Annotated in this window: 15 protein-coding genes; 2 read left to right on the top strand and 13 right to left on the bottom strand. The window is 68.5% G+C overall.

The window, feature by feature from the left end; translation table 11 throughout:
* Positions 1-37: 37 nt before the first annotated feature.
* From NMB43_RS03170 to NMB43_RS03205, 8 genes are all read right to left on the bottom strand, one after another.
* Positions 38-676 (bottom strand): NAD(P)H-dependent oxidoreductase, encoded by a 639-nt coding sequence (locus NMB43_RS03170; RefSeq protein ID WP_494350711.1) that lies wholly within the window; start codon positions 674-676, stop codon positions 38-40.
* 37 nt (positions 677-713) lie between these two features.
* Positions 714-1,394, bottom strand: coding sequence for a type 1 glutamine amidotransferase domain-containing protein (locus tag NMB43_RS03175; RefSeq protein WP_494350712.1), 681 nt, complete (start codon positions 1,392-1,394; stop codon positions 714-716).
* Between the two features lie 18 nt (positions 1,395-1,412).
* Positions 1,413-1,823, bottom strand: a complete 411-nt coding sequence (locus NMB43_RS03180) for an organic hydroperoxide resistance protein (RefSeq protein ID WP_494350713.1) — start codon at positions 1,821-1,823, stop codon at positions 1,413-1,415.
* Positions 1,824-1,902: 79 nt separating this feature from the next.
* Positions 1,903-2,508 carry a TetR/AcrR family transcriptional regulator gene (locus tag NMB43_RS03185; RefSeq protein ID WP_494350714.1) on the bottom strand — a complete coding sequence of 202 codons (606 nt, stop codon included), beginning with the start codon at positions 2,506-2,508 and terminating at the stop codon, positions 1,903-1,905.
* An 80-nt stretch (positions 2,509-2,588) separates the two neighbouring features.
* Positions 2,589-3,992, bottom strand: coding sequence for an NADPH cytochrome P450 oxidoreductase family protein (locus tag NMB43_RS03190; RefSeq protein ID WP_494350715.1), 1,404 nt, complete (start codon positions 3,990-3,992; stop codon positions 2,589-2,591).
* A gap of 8 nt (positions 3,993-4,000) precedes the next feature.
* Entirely contained in the window at positions 4,001-5,044 is a 1,044-nt protein-coding gene (locus tag NMB43_RS03195) for an FAD:protein FMN transferase (protein ID WP_494350716.1), read from the bottom strand.
* 8 nt (positions 5,045-5,052) lie between these two features.
* Positions 5,053-5,580: a DUF2271 domain-containing protein gene (locus NMB43_RS03200; protein ID WP_494350717.1), complete on the bottom strand. Its 528-nt coding sequence runs from the start codon at positions 5,578-5,580 to the stop codon at positions 5,053-5,055.
* A 25-nt stretch (positions 5,581-5,605) separates the two neighbouring features.
* Complete coding sequence (locus NMB43_RS03205) at positions 5,606-6,289, bottom strand: PepSY-associated TM helix domain-containing protein (RefSeq protein WP_494350718.1); 684 nt, start codon at positions 6,287-6,289, stop codon at positions 5,606-5,608.
* A gap of 191 nt (positions 6,290-6,480) precedes the next feature.
* Between NMB43_RS03205 and NMB43_RS03210 the strand changes: the two genes are divergently transcribed.
* A complete protein-coding gene (locus tag NMB43_RS03210) occupies positions 6,481-7,191 on the top strand; it encodes a response regulator (protein ID WP_494350719.1) in 711 nt (236 codons plus the stop codon).
* Entirely contained in the window at positions 7,188-8,579 is a 1,392-nt protein-coding gene (locus NMB43_RS03215) for an ATP-binding protein (RefSeq protein WP_494350720.1), read from the top strand. Before NMB43_RS03210 ends, NMB43_RS03215 begins: the two co-directional genes overlap by 4 nt.
* 22 nt (positions 8,580-8,601) lie before the next feature.
* Here the strand turns inward: NMB43_RS03215 and NMB43_RS03220 are convergent, their stop codons facing one another.
* From NMB43_RS03220 to NMB43_RS03240, 5 genes are all read right to left on the bottom strand, one after another.
* Complete coding sequence (locus NMB43_RS03220; protein WP_494350721.1) at positions 8,602-9,042, bottom strand: DUF411 domain-containing protein; 441 nt, start codon at positions 9,040-9,042, stop codon at positions 8,602-8,604.
* Positions 9,039-12,326, bottom strand: coding sequence for an efflux RND transporter permease subunit (locus tag NMB43_RS03225; RefSeq protein ID WP_494350722.1), 3,288 nt, complete (start codon positions 12,324-12,326; stop codon positions 9,039-9,041). Before NMB43_RS03225 ends, NMB43_RS03220 begins: the two co-directional genes overlap by 4 nt.
* Before the next feature lie 124 nt (positions 12,327-12,450).
* The gene (locus NMB43_RS03230) at positions 12,451-13,941 is read right to left on the bottom strand and encodes an efflux RND transporter periplasmic adaptor subunit (protein ID WP_494350723.1); all 1,491 of its coding nucleotides are present in this window, start codon (positions 13,939-13,941) and stop codon (positions 12,451-12,453) included.
* Positions 13,938-15,206 (bottom strand): TolC family protein, encoded by a 1,269-nt coding sequence (locus NMB43_RS03235; protein WP_494350724.1) that lies wholly within the window; start codon positions 15,204-15,206, stop codon positions 13,938-13,940. Before NMB43_RS03235 ends, NMB43_RS03230 begins: the two co-directional genes overlap by 4 nt.
* On the bottom strand, positions 15,203-15,694 hold the full coding sequence (locus tag NMB43_RS03240; RefSeq protein ID WP_494350725.1) for a cupredoxin domain-containing protein: 492 nt from the start codon (positions 15,692-15,694) through the stop codon (positions 15,203-15,205). Before NMB43_RS03240 ends, NMB43_RS03235 begins: the two co-directional genes overlap by 4 nt.
* Positions 15,695-15,704: the final 10 nt, after the last annotated feature.

The following is a 15,704-nucleotide window of genomic DNA, read 5'->3' on the forward strand; positions in this document are numbered from 1 at the left end:
CGCAGGGCGACGGAGGTTGGTGGTCGCCCTGCTGCCCTTACTGCATTTCGGTGATGAAGTCAGCGCGGCTGCGACGCACCTTCTTCAGGTTCACCAGCCAGTCGCCTTCGGCGGCGCGATAGCCCAGGGGCAGCAGCAGCACCGAGCGCAGGCCACGGGCGCGCAGGCCGAGGATCTCATCCACCTTGGCAGGGTCGAAACCCTCCATCGGCGTGCTGTCCACGCCTTCCTCCGCGGCGGCGATCAAGGCGGTACCCAGGCCGATGTAGGCCTGGCGGGCGGCGTGCTGGTAGTTCGTCTCGGCGTCGCGCGGCACGTAGCTGGCGAGCAGCTTCTGGCGGTAGGCCTCCCAGCCTTCGTTCTTGAACCCGCGTTCCTCGTTCACCAGGTCGAACATGTGGTTGATGCGCTCGGCGGTGTAGTTGTCCCAGGCCGCGAAGACCAGCAGGTGCGAGGCGTCGGTGATCTGTGCCTGGTTCCAGGCATGCGGCACGATCTGCGCGCGCAGCTCGGGATTGGTCAGCACGATCACCTCATACGGTTGCAGGCCACTGGAGCTGGCGGTGAGGCGGATCGCTTCGAGAATGCGATCAATCTTTTCCTGCGGCACGGCGCGGGTGGGGTCCATCTTCTTGGCGGCATAGCGCCACTGGAGGGTGTTCAGCAGATCAGACATGGGGTGCTTTCTATTCTTCAAGGGGGAGGGGGAGGCTTCAGGCGAGGGCGTCGAGCAGCTTGTGCGCAACGAGCTCCGACGAGGCCGGGTTCTGGCCGGTGATCAGGTGTCCATCGACGACGGCATAGGGGTGCCAGTCCGGCCCCTGGGTGTAGACGCCGCCATGGCCCTTGAGCATGTCTTCCACCAGGAAGGGCACGATCCGGGTGAGCTGCACGGCCTCTTCCTCGCTATTGGTGAAGCCGGTCACCTGGCGGCCACGCACCAGCGGGCTGCCGTCGGCCTGGCGCGCATGGCGCAGCACGCCCGGCGCATGGCAGACCGCGCCCAGGGGCTTGCCGGCGCCCAGGGTGGCTTCGATCAGCGCGATGGAGTGCGCGTCTTCGGCCAGATCCCACAGCGGGCCATGCCCACCGGGGTAGAACACCGCGTCGAAATCGGCCGGGTTGATGCTGTCCAGGCGTTGCGTGTGGGCCAGTTGGGCAACCGCTTCGGGGTCGGCGCGGAAGCGATGGGTGGCGGCGGTCTGGAAATCGGGCTCATCGCTCTTCGGGTCCAGCGGCGGCTGGCCGCCGGCCGGCGAGGCCAGGGTGATGACGTGGCCGGCATCCTTGAAGACGTAGTAGGGCGCCGCGAACTCCTCGAGCCAGAAACCGGTCTTCAGTCCGGTGTCGCCCAGGCGGTCGTGCGAAGTGAGGACCATCAGGATACGTTTCATGATCGTGTTCTCCAGGGGTCAAGCCACGTTGAGGTGCAGACGCACGTCGACGTTGTCGCGTAGCGCATTGGAATACGGGCAGATGGCATGGGCCTGGGCCAGCAGGGCTTCGGCGCCGGCCTGGTCGAGACCCGCCAGGGTGACGTGCAGATCGACGTCGAGCTTGTAGCCGCCCTCGGCCGTCTGACCCATGCCGACTTCCGCACTGGTCTGGCTGTGGCTCAGCGGCAGCTTCTGCTGCGCGGCCAGATGCTTGAGCGCATTGTCGAAACAGGCGGCATAGCCCAGCGCGAAGAGTTGCTCGGGGTTGGCGCCGGCCTTGCCGCTGCCCGGCATGGCGAGTTCGAGACTGAGGCTGCCGTCATCCAGGGCAGTGCGGCCAGTGCGGCCGCCGCTGGCGGTGGCGCGGGTCTTGTAGAAGATTTTCATGGTGAAGCTCCTGTTTATTAGACCGGTCGTCTAGTTTGTGGCCAAAAAAAAGCGCGATGACGCTGGATCGCGCGTGGGTTCAAGCGTGTTCGAGCAGTTGACGTGTCTTGATCAAAGCACCGTGGAAGGGGCTGGAGTCGCGCCGCAGCTTGGCCAGCAGCGAGGCGCCCAGCCAGGCTTCGTACAGCCACAGGGCCAGGGTGCTGGCATCCTCGCGGTTGGCAATCGAGCCGTCGCTCTGCCCGGTCGCGATGTAGCCGGCCAGGCGTGCCAGCACGCTGTCACTGGCGATCCGCATGCGGCTGCGCATGGCGTCCGACAGGTCGGCCACTTCCGCGCTCAGCTTCACGATCAGGCAGTACAGGGCGGCGTCCTCGCCTTGCTGGGTTTCAATCCAGCGCTCGAAATACTGCATCAGCCGTGCGCCGCCGCTCAGCCCGGGCAGGGCATCCAGCTCGGCCAGCCGGGCGTGGTAGTCGGCCTCGTACTGTTCCAGCAGCGCCACACCGAAGGCTTCCTTCGAGGCGAAGTAGTGATAGAACGAGCCCTTGGGCACGCCGGCCGTGGCCAGGATCTCCGCCAGACCGACGCCGACGAAGCCCTTGGCCGCGACCAGTTGCTGGCCACATTCGAGGATGTGCTGGCGGGTGTCGGGGCGCTCGGTGTGGGGGCGATCAGTTTGCATGGGACGCATCCTGCCACACGATTAGACCGGTCGTCTAGTGATTTGTGTGTCGTCGGGTGCCTGCACCATTGCTGTCGTGTTCAGTAGATGTCGCGCAGCAGGCGGCGCGATTCGATCAAGCCTTCCACGCGCAGGTCACCCAGGATGGCACGCAGGGCGTGGTCGACGCCGCGCGCCATGGTCTGTGCGCCACCGCAGACGAGGATGTGGGCGCCGGCATCGATCCAGCGGCGCAACTCCGCTGCCTGTTCCATGAGTGCGTGTTGTACATAGGGTGCCTCGGGGGTGCTGCGGGAGAAGCGCAGGTCAAGGCGACTCAGGATGCCATCCGCATGCAGCCGCGCGAGTTCTTCGCCGCAGGGGCGGTCGAAGGCCTCACTGCGCTCGCCATACAGCAGCCAGGCGCAGTGCTTGGGTGGGCGCTGTCCGGCGAGGCTGCGCCGCTTGTGCTGCAGGTGGGCGCGCAGACCGGCCAGGCCGCTGCCCGCGCCGATCAGGATCACGGGCGTATCCGCGCCGTGCTGCGGATGGAAGCCGGCATTGCGGCGGATGCGCAGACGCACCGGTTCGTCGGCCATCGCCTGGGTATTGAGCCAGCCAGAGGCGAGGCCGGCTTGGCCGTCGGCGCGGATGGCCGTGCGTACGATCAGCTCCAGCCGTCTGCTGCCCGGCAGGTTGGCGATCGAGTAACAGCGCGCCTGGCCCTGGGCGCCGGGGGGTAGCAGCTCGACCAGATCGCCGGCCTGCCACTCGCCTGCCAGCCCGTCGGGGGGCGTCAGCGTGATGAGGTGCATGGCGGGGCCGGGGCTGCCGGCGTTGAGGCAGCGGCGCGATACGAAGCGCCAGTCGGCAAAGACGGCTTGCGTCGCGGGTGTCACCAGTGAGGGGGCGGTATCGAACGCGGTGAGCGCGGCCTGCCACGCGGCCAGCCCCGGTGGGTCCAGCCGGTCCAGCTCGATGCGCGGAAAGGCGGCCTGCGCCCCGGCCTCGTGCAGCCATTGATCGAGGCGGCGGCCGAAGGCGCAGAAGCTCGCGTAGCTGCGGTCGCCCAGGGCCAGCAGGCCGTAACGCAGGCCGCGCAAAGCGGGGGCGGTGCCCAGCAACTGCGGCAGGAAGCGGCCGGCGTGATCCGGCGCGCTGCCCTCGCCAAAGGTGCTGACCACGAACAGGGCGCGGTCGCCGGCGGCCAGCTCGCTGAGCCAGGGTTGATCGATGCGGCACAGGCGCACCGGCAGCCCGGCAGTTTCGAGGCGCTGCGCCGTCTGCTGCGCGATGGCCTCGGCCTGCCCGGTCTGGCTGGCGTAGATGACCCAGTTGCGGTGTGGCGCGCGGCCGGCCGGATGCGTGCGGCCGGAGCCCGGCGCGGGCTGGCCTGCCGGTGCCGCATGTGCCTGGCGGTACTTGAGGCCGCTGTAGAGCAGGTAGGCGGTGGTGCCGCCGAGGGCGACCATCGCCTGCCAGAGGTCGGCGTAGAAGTATTCCATCTGCATTCCTATCCGATGAGTACGGCGAAAGCCCGGCTGCAGGCTTCCTGCCAATGGCCGGCGCCATCGCGCCAGCGCAGCAGCGCGGCGAGCCCTTGCTGCTCGGCCAGGGCCAAGCCCGCCTGCGGGCCGCGCACCATGATCGCGGTGGCCCAGGCGTCGGCCTGCATGCAGGCCGGGTGGATCACGCTGACCGCCGACAGGCTGTGCGCGACGGGGGCGCCGGTGTGCGGGTCCAGCGTGTGTTGCAGGCGGCGGCCGGCATGGGTGTAGGCACGCCGGTAATCGCCGGAGGTGGCTACGGCGAGGCCGTGCAGCGCGATGCGGGTGGGCGGGAGCGGGCTGGCCTGCGCCGCGGGCGGAGACTCCAGCGCCACCCACCAGGGCTGCAGATCGGGCTTGATGCCGCAGCCGCGCAGCTCGCCACCGACCTCGACCAGGTGATGCGCGAAGCCCTGCTCGCCCAGCCACTGGCTCAGCGCATCCACCGCGTAGCCCTTGGCGATGGCCGACAGGTTCAGGGCCACGCCGCCGGGCTGATGGAGGCGATCTTCCGCATCGAGGCGGAGCGTCCGCCAATCGTGGGCAGCGCCCGAACGGTGCGCGGCACTCGTCGCGGGCGGCACGAAGCCGGGCGCGTCATAGCGGGGGCCGGCGGCAAAACCCCAGGCTTCGATGGCCTGGGCCAGGCAGGGATCGAAGGCGCCGTCGCTGGCCTGGGCCACCTCCAGCGCGCAGCGCATGACCGTGGCGAAATGCGTGGGCAGCGCCAGCGACTCTCCCGCGGCGAGCCGGGCGAACCGGCGTAGCGGCGAGTTGGCGCGGAAGTGACTCATCTGCGCTTCAATCTCTTCCAGCAGGGCGGCGGCCGTGGCGGGCAGCGCACGCACGGCCTGCTGGCTGGAGCCGAGCACGCGCACCTCCCAACGGGTGCCCATGCAGCGTCCGCCGAAGCGGAACACGCGGCTGTCTGCTGCCAGCGGGGCGGGCTGCAGCGTGGGCGGGACGAGCACGCGCACCGGGGCGGCCGTCTGGCAGGACTGAGGCGTCATCGCGGGACTCAGGGTTTCAGGTTGAGGCGCACCGCGCCCAGTTCTTCCTTGCCGCTTGCCTCGGCCTGAGCGGCGCTGCGCGGTGGCCAAGCCATGGGCAGGCGTACGAGGTCGTGGCCGCCATGCTCGCGGGCGACTTCCATCACGACTTCGTAGTTGCCGGCGGGCAACTTCTTCATGAGCTCGCTGGCGTCGAGGTCGATGACCTGATCGCCGGCGGCACGTGTGGCGCCCGAGACGCCGTCGATGGGGAAGCTCGCCTTGCTGCCGCTGACGCGCCACCAGGTGCGCAGATCGGGCAGCCACTTGGTTGCGCCCACGTTGTTGGGCTTGCGCATGTCATACCAGACGGCGATGTTGCCGACGAAGTCCTGGCTGCCGGCCTTCTCGACCCACACCGCGACGTAGGGTCGGCGGGCGCGGGCGCCCTGGTCCGGCAGGGTGAAGCTGAGCTGGGCATCGACAGCCCAGGCCGGGAGCGCCAGCCCCAGGCCGAGCAGGGAGAGGGTGGTGGTGGAGAGCGCAGTCGTTTTCATGATGGCCTCGTGTTGAGTACGGAAATCAGTGGATGAAGAGGAGGATCAGCAGCAGCGGCGCCAGCAGGCCCAAGCCGGTGACCGGCCACACCGACCAGCGCGCCCGTGCATGCATCTGCAGCAGGAGCAGGCCGGTCAGGCTGAAGATCACGCAGACCAGACCAAAAACAGTAAGGAAGCCGGCCCACACCGGCCCGGCATTGCGGCCGCGGTGCAGCTCGTTGAAATACGCGACCCAGCCACGATCCACCGCCTCGTAGCGAGCGACGGCCTGACGCAGGTCGATGGTGACGGCGGCATCCACGCCGGGCCGCTTGAGGTCGATGAACAGCTCGTCCTGGCCCCATTCCACCGCCTTCGGTACGACCGGGATATGCCAGGTCTGGTCCAGCCAGCGGACGAGGGCAGGCGGCACGGTGCTGTCCGTCGGCGGGCTCGGCAGGTTCAGCGCCTGCATCACGTCGCCCGGCACCGCAGCCTCGCGGGTGGTGGTCGTGGCGGCGCGGCTTTCCAGGCGCTCGGCATGGACCAGCGTGATGCCGGTCAGCGCGAAGAACAGCATGCCGACCAGGCACAGCGCGGAGCTGATCCAGTGCCAGCGGGTGATCAGGCGCATCCAGTCCGCGCGGCGTTGCGCCGTGGCGGCCAGATCGATGGGGGGCGCGCTGGTCGTGGCGGGCAGGTGGTCGATTTCCTTGGCGGCATTCATGGTGCGCTCATCCGGGCCGAAAGGGAGGGGCCGTGACATGGCAGCATTGAAACGCCGCCAAGTGAATCAGGTATGGAGCGCGACGGTCGTTTTGTGAATGGGATGTAAATGGCGGTAACGGCGTGTTCCGTCAGCGAGGCCGTCGCCCAGCCGGGCTATGCTGGAGGCACCGGCTTTCATCACGAGTCCGCATGAACGAGAAGATCCTGGTGGTCGATGACGACCCAGAACTGACCAGCCTGTTGAGCGCATATCTGGGCGAGAACGGCTATGCCGTGGACACCGCCGGGGATGGCATTGGCATGAAGGAGAAACTGGCTTCCGGGCTGCCCGACCTGTTGATCCTGGACCTCATGCTACCTGGGGAAGACGGCCTGAGCCTGTGTCGCAGCCTGCGTGCCGCGAGCCGCCTGCCGATCCTGATGCTGACCGCGCGCGGCGACGACATGGACCGCATCATCGGCCTGGAGATGGGGGCCGACGACTACCTGCCCAAGCCCTTCAACCCACGCGAGCTGCTGGCCCGCGTGCGCAGCGTGCTGCGCCGTTCGGAGAAGGGGGCGCCTGCGCGTCCGGCAGCACAGGCGCTGTGCTTCGCCGGGTGGACGCTGGACATCGCGGCACGTCACCTGGTCGACGCACAAGGTGTCGTGATCCCCTTGTCCACCGGCGAGTTCAAGATCCTGCACCTGCTGGCCGACACTCCCAACTGCGTGTTCAGTCGTGACCAGCTCACCGATGTGCTGGCCGGGCGCGAGGCCGGCCCCTACGACCGCACCATCGACGTGATGATCTCGCGCCTGCGCCGCCGCCTCAACGACGATGCGCGCGATCCGCAGCTCATCAAGACGGTACGCAGCGAGGGCTACATGCTGTCCGCCAAGGTGGAGCATCGCCAGTGAGACTGCTGCCTCGCACCTTGTTCGGCCAGATCGCCCTGGCCTCCTTCGTCGTCTTGCTGGTGGTGCAGCTTGCCGGCCTGTGGTTGCTGGTCGATGACCGGGGCCGTCTCCACTACAAGCTGCTGGCCGAATACGCTGCGCAGCGCATGGCGGGCATTGCCAGCGTGCTGGACGAGGAAGACGCCGATGAGCGTCCGGCCCTGGTGCGCGCCCTGAGCGTGCAGCCGACCACCTTGTCGCTGGACGAGCCCTGGGCCACCACCCCGCCCGACGATTCCGAGCAGGCGCGGGCCTTCGTCGCCGAGGCGAGGCGCCGCCTGGCGCGCCCGCTGGAGGTGCAGGTGCTGTCGCTGGCCAGCATCGACCCGCAACTGGCCGGCCTGCCCGGGCCGCCGGGTTCGCGCCGGGCGGACTCCGGGCGCGAAGGGCGCGCACCGCTCTTCGTGCAGACCTATGTCGCGCAGGTGCGCCTGCACGACGGCGCGGTGGTGAGTTTCCGCCACATGCTGCCGGTGCCCTCGACCGGCCTGCCCTACCGGCTGATCGCCCTGCTGGCCTTACTGGGCCTGTCCACCACCTTGCTCTCGGTGTGGGCCGTGCGGCGCCTGACGCGCCCCCTGGCCAGCTTCGCGCAGGCCGCCAACGGCTTCGCCCGCGATCTCGCGCAGCCGCCCTTGCCCGAGTCGGGGCCGCAGGAGGTACAGCTTGCCGCCGCCGCCTTCAACGCCATGCAGCGTGACATCCGCCGCCTTGTCGATACGCGCGCCCAGGCCTTGTCGGCGGTGTCGCACGATCTGCGTCTGCCCATCACCCGCCTGCGTCTGCGCCTCGAAGGAAAACTGCCACCCGACCTGCGCGACGCGGTGGATAGGGATCTGGGCGAGATGGACGCGATGATCGGTGACACGCTGGATTTCCTGCGCGCCGGCAGCAATGCCGAGCCGGCAGTCGCGGTGAACCTCGATGCACTGCTCGACAGCGTGGTGGAGGACATGGAGGATCTGGGCGCGCACATCACGCGCAGTGGGCGCAGCAGCGGCCCGATCCAGGCCCGGCCGCATGCCTTGCGGCGTTGCCTGGCCAACCTGCTCGACAACGCGCGCTGCTACGGTGGGGGCGAGATCGCGCTGACGGTGGCCGAGGAGGGCAGGGTCTTGCGCATCACGATCCGCGACCATGGCCCCGGCATTCCTGCCGCCGATCTCGACAAGGTGTTCGAACCCTATTTCAGGCTGGAAGGCTCACGCGCCCGTCATACCGGCGGGGTGGGGCTGGGGCTGCCGATCGCCCGTGCAATTGCCGAGCAGCATGGCGGCAGCCTGGTCCTGCACTCGGCGCCGGGTGAGGGCGTGAGCGCCGTGCTGAGCCTGCCGCGCGCATCGACCTGAACGCGCGGCAGGCCCTAGCCCTTCATGGTTTGCCGTGCGTGGCGTACACGCTGGACTTGCCCTCCGCGCCCACCAGGCGCGTCTCGTAGGGCGTGTTCGACGGCAGGTCCATGCCCGGTGAGTTGGGGGGCATGCCCGGTACGGCCAGACCGACCGCCTTCGGTTTCTCGCGCAGCAGGCGCTTGACGTCGCTGGCCGGCACATGGCCTTCCAGCGCGTAGCCCCCGACGCGCGCGGTGTGGCAGGAGCCGAGCGCCTCCGGGATGCCGGCGGCCTTGCGGTAGCTGGCGGTCTCCGGCACGTCGTGCACTTTCAGGGCGAAGCCGGCCTGCTTCATGTGCTCGACCCATTTGCCGCAGCAGCCGCAAGTGGGCGTCTTCCAGACCTCCACCACCGGCTGGGCGGCGTGTGCAGCGCCCAGCGCGGTGAGCTGGAGTGCCAGGACGAGGCTGAGTGTCTTCATGCGATTTCTCCTTGGGTATTCGGGGCGACGACAGGGGCCTGCGCGGCGGCTCGCCGGCGCATCAGCAGCCAGGCGGCCGGGATCAGGAACATCGACAGCAGCGGTGCGGTGATCATGCCGCCCACCATCGGCGCGGCGATGCGCTGCATCACTTCCGACCCCGTGCCGCTGCCCCACATGATGGGGAACAGGCCGGCCAGGATCACCGCCACCGTCATCGCCTTGGGCCGCACGCGCAGCACCGCGCCCTCGCGGATCGCGTCGAGCAGGGCTTCGCGATCTGACATGCCCTTTTCCAGCCGCTCCTCCCAAGCGTGCTTGAGGTAGAGCAGCATGATCACGCCGAACTCGGCAGCCACGCCGGCGAGCGCGATGAAGCCCACCGCGCCGGCCACCGACAGGTTGTAGCCCAAGAGCCACAGCAGCCAGATGCCGCCGACCAGCGCGAAGGGCAGGGTGGCCATGATCAGCACGGCTTCGTCCACGCGGCGGAAGGTGAGATAGAGCAGCACGAAGATGATCAGCAGCGTGGCTGGCACCACGATCTTCATCTTCGCGCTGGCGCGTTCCAGGTATTCGAACTGGCCGGACCAGGCGAGCGAGTAACCGGAGGGCAGCTTCAACTGCTCGCGCACGGCGGCCTGCATGTCATGCACCGTGCCGGCCAGATCGCGCCCGCGGATGTCCACGTAGATCCAGCCGGAGAGCCGCGCGTTCTCGCTGCGCAGCATCGGCGGGCCATCGCTGATGCGCAGTTGCGCCACGTCGCCGAGGTTCAGGCGCTGCCCGCTGGGGCCGACGATGGGCAGTTCGCGCAGCTTCTGCACCGAGTCGCGCAGCTCGCGCGGGTAGCGCACATTGATCGGGTAGCGCGCGAGGCCTTCCACCGTCTCGCCGATGTTCATGCCGCCGATGGCGGAGGCCACCACGCTCTGCACGTCCGCGATGTTCATGCCATAGCGCGCGGCCGCATCGCGGTCGATGTCCACGTCGATGTAGCGACCGCCGGTGAGGCGCTCGGCGAGCGCAGAGCTGACCCCGGGTACATCCTTCACGATGCGCTCGATCTGGGTGGTGAGCTGTTCGATCTGCTTGAGATCCGTGCCATTGACCTTGATGCCCACCGGGCTCTTGATGCCGGTGGCCAGCATGTCGATGCGGTTGCGGATCGGCGGTACCCAGATGTTGGCCAGGCCCGGCACCTTGACCACGCGGTCCAGCTCCTCGACCAGCTTTTCCGGCGTCATGCCAGGGCGCCACTCGCTCCTCGGCTTGAACTGGATGGTGGTCTCGAACATCTCCAGCGGCGCCGGGTCGGTGGCACTTTCGGCACGCCCAGCCTTGCCGGACACGCGCGCGACTTCGGGGACTGACTTGATCAGGCGGTCTGTCTGCTGCAGCAGCTCGCTGGCCTTGCCGGCCGACAGCATCGGCAATGCCGTGGGCATGTAGAGCAGGTCACCCTCGTCCAGCGGCGGCAGGAACTCGCCGCCGATGTGCTGCAGCGGCCACAGACTCACCAGCAGCAAGACGAAGGCCGCCCCCAGCGTGGTCTTGGGCCAGGCCAGCACGCGGTCCAGCAGCGGCCGGTAGAGGCGGATCAGCACACGGTTGAGCGGGTTCTTCTGCTCGTCCGGGATGCGGCCACGGATCAGGTAGCCCATCAGCACCGGGATCAGCGTCACCGCCAGCGCGGCGGCTGCCGCCATCGCGTAGGTCTTGGTGAAGGCCAGCGGCGAGAACAGCCGACCTTCCTGCGCTTCCAGCGTGAACACCGGGATGAAGGAGAGCGTGATGATCAGCAGCGAGAAGAACAGCGCCGGGCCGACTTCGGCAGCGGCGTTGGCGATGATCTGCCAGTGTTCGGCGGGGCTGGGCTGGATGTCGTCATTCCCGCGAAAGCGGGAATCCACGTCCCCGGACGAAGCTGCTTTGCTTGCAAGTGGATCCCCGCTTTCGCGGGGATGACGAAGCAAGGGGGCATGCGTTGCCGTGAGGGACGAGTCGGTGTGCGCATGCCTCCACTTCTCCAGATGCTTGTGCGCGTTCTCGATCATCACCACGGCCGCATCCACCATCGCGCCGATGGCGATCGCGATGCCGCCCAGCGACATGATGTTCGCATTGACGCCCTGCCAGTGCATCACGATGAAGGCCATCAGGATGCCCAGTGGCAGCGAGATGATGGCGACCAGCGAGGAGCGCAGATGGAACAGGAAGGCGAAGCACACCAGTGCCACTACGATGAACTCCTCGACCAGCTTCCAGCCCAGGTTCTCCACCGCGCGCTCGATGAGCCCGCTACGGTCGTAGGTGGGGACGATCTCCACGCCCTCGGGCAGGCTGCGCTGAAGTTCCGTGAGCTTGGCTTTCACCGCATCGATGGTCTCCAGCGCGTTCTTGCCCGAGCGCATCACGATCACGCCGCCGGCCACCTCGCCTTCGCCATCCAGCTCGTAGATGCCGCGTCGCATCTCGGGGCCGACCTGCACCGTGGCGACGTCGCCCAGGCGCACCGCGATGCCCGAAGCCTGGGTCATCAAGGGGATCTTGCGGAAGTCGTCCAGGGTCTTCAGGTAGCCTGAGGCGCGCACCATGTACTCGGCTTCGCCCAGCTCGAGCACCGAGCCGCCGGTTTCCTGGTTGGCGCGGCCGATGGCCTCCATGACCATGTCCTGGTTCAGGTTGTAGGCGCGCAGGCGTTCCGGATTCAGCTGCACCTGGTACTGGCGTACCATGCCGCCGATGGAGGCGACCTCGGCCACCGCAGGCACGGTCTTCAGCTCGAAGCGGAGGAACCAGTCTTGCAGGCTGCGCAGTTGCGACAGGTCGTGCTTGCCGCTCTTGTCGACCAGCGCGTAGCTGTAGATCCAGCCTACGCCGGTGGCGTCCGGCCCCAGCGCCGGCTTGGCTGCCGCCGGCAGGCGCGACTGCACCTGGTTGAGGTACTCCAGCACGCGCGAACGTGCCCAGTAGAGGTCGGTGCCGTCCTCGAACAGGATGTAGACGAAGGAGTCGCCGAAGAAGGAGAAGCCGCGCACCGTCTTCGCGCCCGGCACCGACAGCATGGTGGTGGTGAGCGGATAGGTGACCTGGTTCTCGACGATCTGAGGCGCCTGCCCCGGGTAACTGGTGCGGATGATCACCTGCACGTCCGAGAGATCGGGCAGTGCGTCGAGTGGCGTGCGCAGCGTGGCGATCACGCCCCACACGGTCAGCGCGACAGTCGCCAGCAGCACCAGAAAGCGGTTGCTGATGGACCAGCGGATGAGGGCGGCGATCATGGCGTGACCCTCACTTGTAGCCCGGATGCAGCGTAGCGGAATCCGGGGGAGCGTTGCAGGGGCTCGCATGCCCCGGATTCCGGCCGCTGGCCTGCATCCGGGCTACGCTTGAGGAGTGTCGTAGTCATTTTTTTCCCCCCATCGTCATCACATGCGTGAGCTGCGGTTCGCCGCTCTCCGGTACGGTGAAGGCGATATGCAGCTTCTGCCCGGGCTTGAGGTCTTTCGGCATGCCTTCCTTGGGCAGCTTGAAGCCCATGGTCATCGCGCCCCATTTCAGCTCGGGGATGGGCGGGTGCGACAGCATGGCCATGTCATCGACCACCGACTCGAACACCGCTTCGACCTGGTATTCCTTGCTTGCCGCAGCCTGTGCGTCGGCCAAGCGCGGCGTCACTGCGCGCAGGCTGGCTTCCGAATCGAGCAGGAACTGGCCCGACACCACCACCTGCTGGCCGGCGGTGAGGCCGGCGGTGATCTCCACCTGGCCATTCGCCTCCTGCCCGGTCTGCACGTCTACCGGGCGATACTTGCCTTCGCCCTCGGCGAGCATCACCACGCTGCGCTGGCCGGTGCGGATCAGCGCTTCCTGCGGGATCAGCAGCGCTTCGCGCGCCGCGCTGGCGAAGGCGAGCCGTACATACATGCCCGGTGCGAGCCGCGCGCCGGGATTGGCCAGTTCGATGCGCACGCGCAGGGTGCGCGTGGCGGCTTCCACCTCGGGCAGCATGGCCTGCACGCGGCCTTTGAACACTTCACCCGGGAAGCCGGCTGCCTGTGCCTCCACCGGAGTGCCGGGGCTTAGCCGCGCGGCCTGCGTTTCGGGCAGTTCGGCGATGACCCACACGCTGTCCAGCGCATTGAGGCGGAACAGCGTGGCGCCGGCCATCACCGTCATGCCCTCGCGCACCGCCAGTTCGACCACGCTGCCGGCCTGCGGCGCGGTGAGGGTGGTGCGCGCACGCACCTTGCCCTCCCGTTCCACTTCGGCGATCAAGGCGTCCGACATGCCGGCCTGACGCATGCGCGCACGCGCGGCATCGACCAGTGCGGCGGTGTTGTCGCCCTGCATGCGTTTGACGGCGAGAAACTCCTCCTGTGCCGCGACCCAGTCCGGCACATAGATGTCGGCCAGGGCCTGGCCCTTGGCGACGCGATCCAGCGTGGCGCGCACGTAGAGCTTCTCGACGAAGCCGGTGTTGCGGGCCTGCACCACGGCCAGCCCGCGCTCGTTCCAGGCCACGTTGCCGCCGGCTTCCACCTGCGGCGCGAGGCGCCCCATGGCGGCAGCGGCAGTGCGCAGGCCGAGGTTCTGCGTCTGGCGCGGGCTCACGCTGATGCCACCGGCATCGGCAGCCTCGTCGGCGTACACCGGCACCAGTTGCATGTCCATGAAGGGCGATTTGCCGGGTTTGTCGAACTTCTGCCCCGGCACCATCGGGTCGTGCCAATAGAGTACGCGGCGGCCGGTGGCCGGGTCGATCTTGCTGTCTCCGCTATCGGCGGCGCTGGCATGCGATCCGGCCTGACGGTTGCCGAGTTGATAGGCGCCGAAGCCGACGGTGGCAAAGGCCAGCGCCAGTGCGACGCTGAGAATCAGGGGTTTGTGGTTCATGGTTGTGCTCCCTGAACGGTGCGGTCCTCACCGTCCTGTGGATTCAGGAAATTGAGCTGGGCCCAGCTGCGCGCGGCTTCCAGGGCCACGCGCTGGCGCTCCATGCGGGTGTCGAGCAGCATGCGGCGCGCTTCCAGCACGCGGTCGAGCATGCCGCTGCCGGCGCGGTAGGCGGCCAGCGCGGCGTCGACCTGGCCCGCCGCGAGTGGCAGCAACTCCTTGTCATAGCGGATCAGGCGCGCACGGTCGGCCTGCCAGGCGGCGAGGCGCTCGGCCAGCTCGGTGCGGTAGGCGCGCTGCATGTCTTCCTGCGCGGCGCGGGCGGCGTCGGCACGCGCGAGGCTGGCGGAGAGCTCGCGATCCTGGCGGTTGCCACGGTCCCAGGGCAGGGGCATGGAGAAGTTCAGCGACACCATGTTGGGGTAGGACGGTCCGCGCTGGCTGTACATCAGCTCCACCGCGATGTCCGGTGTGCGGTTCTCGCGTGCCAGCCTTGCCTCGGCTTCCGCCACGCTGACCATGCCTTGCTGGGCGGCCAGGGTCGGGTGACTGGCCAGTGCCGCGTCTCCTGGGTCGGCCTGCCAGCTCAGGTGGTCGTGATCGGGCAGGGTACCGAGCGGGCGCTGGGCGTCTTCGCCGACCCAGCGTGCCAGCCGCGCGCGTGCCATCGCGATGTCGCGCTGCATCTGGGCGAGCTGGTCCTGGGTGCGGGCGATGGCCAGCCCGTTGGCCAGGATGTCGGCCTGCGGGCCGCGCCCGGCGCGGAAGGCGGCCTCGGCGGCCTGCTGCTGCAGACGCAGCTCGCCAAGCTGGGCTTCGATGAGCTGGCGCATGCTGTCCTGGTAAGCGAGGTCCAGCCAGGCCAGCGCGGTGTCGCGCCGGGTGGAGGCCAGCGCCTGGCGGCGCGCAGCGACGGCCAGGCCGGCTTCGCTCAAGGCGCGCTCGGCACGGGCCTGGCGTTTGTCGCCGCGGGTGAACTCCTGCATCAGGGCGAGCTGGCGCATGGTCATGCTGTCCTGCACCAGGCTCCAGGCCATCTCGCCGCTGATCGGCACGTTGGCCACGCCCAGCTTGAGCACCGGGTCGGGGAGCTGGCCGGCGGCAATCGCCATGTCGCGCGCGGCGCTTTCCTGCGCCTGCGCGGCGGCGAGCTGGGGCGCGCGCTGCTCCGCCACGCGCTGTGCTTCGCTCAGTTGCAGGGGCTCGGTGGCGCTGGCGAGACCCGCGCCGAACAATAGGAAACAGAGGAGAGGGCGGGCGTTCATGGCGTGACCTCGATGGTTCCGCGCATGCCGGCTTCGAAGTGGCCGCCGACGAGGCAGGCGAATTCGAAGCGGCCACGGCGATTGAAATGCCACAGGAGGCGCCCCTGCTGGGCAGGCTTCACATGCGCCATCCACGGGTCGGCGTGTTCCATATTGGGAAACTTCTTCATCAGGGCGGCGTGCTCGGTGATGGTCTGCGGGGTGCCGATCACCATCTCGTGCAGCACCTTGCCCGCATTGCGGATCACGAACTGGATGGTTTCGCCCTGACGCACAACGATGTGCGAGGGTGTGAAACGCATGTCGTCCGTCATGCGGATTTCGATGCGGCGGGCGGGCTTGCCGGGCGTGCCGGCGATGCCCCAGGCGGTTTGCTCGGGCGGGAGGTCGGGCGTGGCATGGGTAGCGTCGCCATGGGCGAGCGCAGCCCCGGTCGCCCCGAACAGGGCGGCCGCCAGCCAGACCATGAGACATGGTCTGCGGAACATGGGCGTCTCC

Source organism: Uliginosibacterium sangjuense (assembly GCF_059132465.1).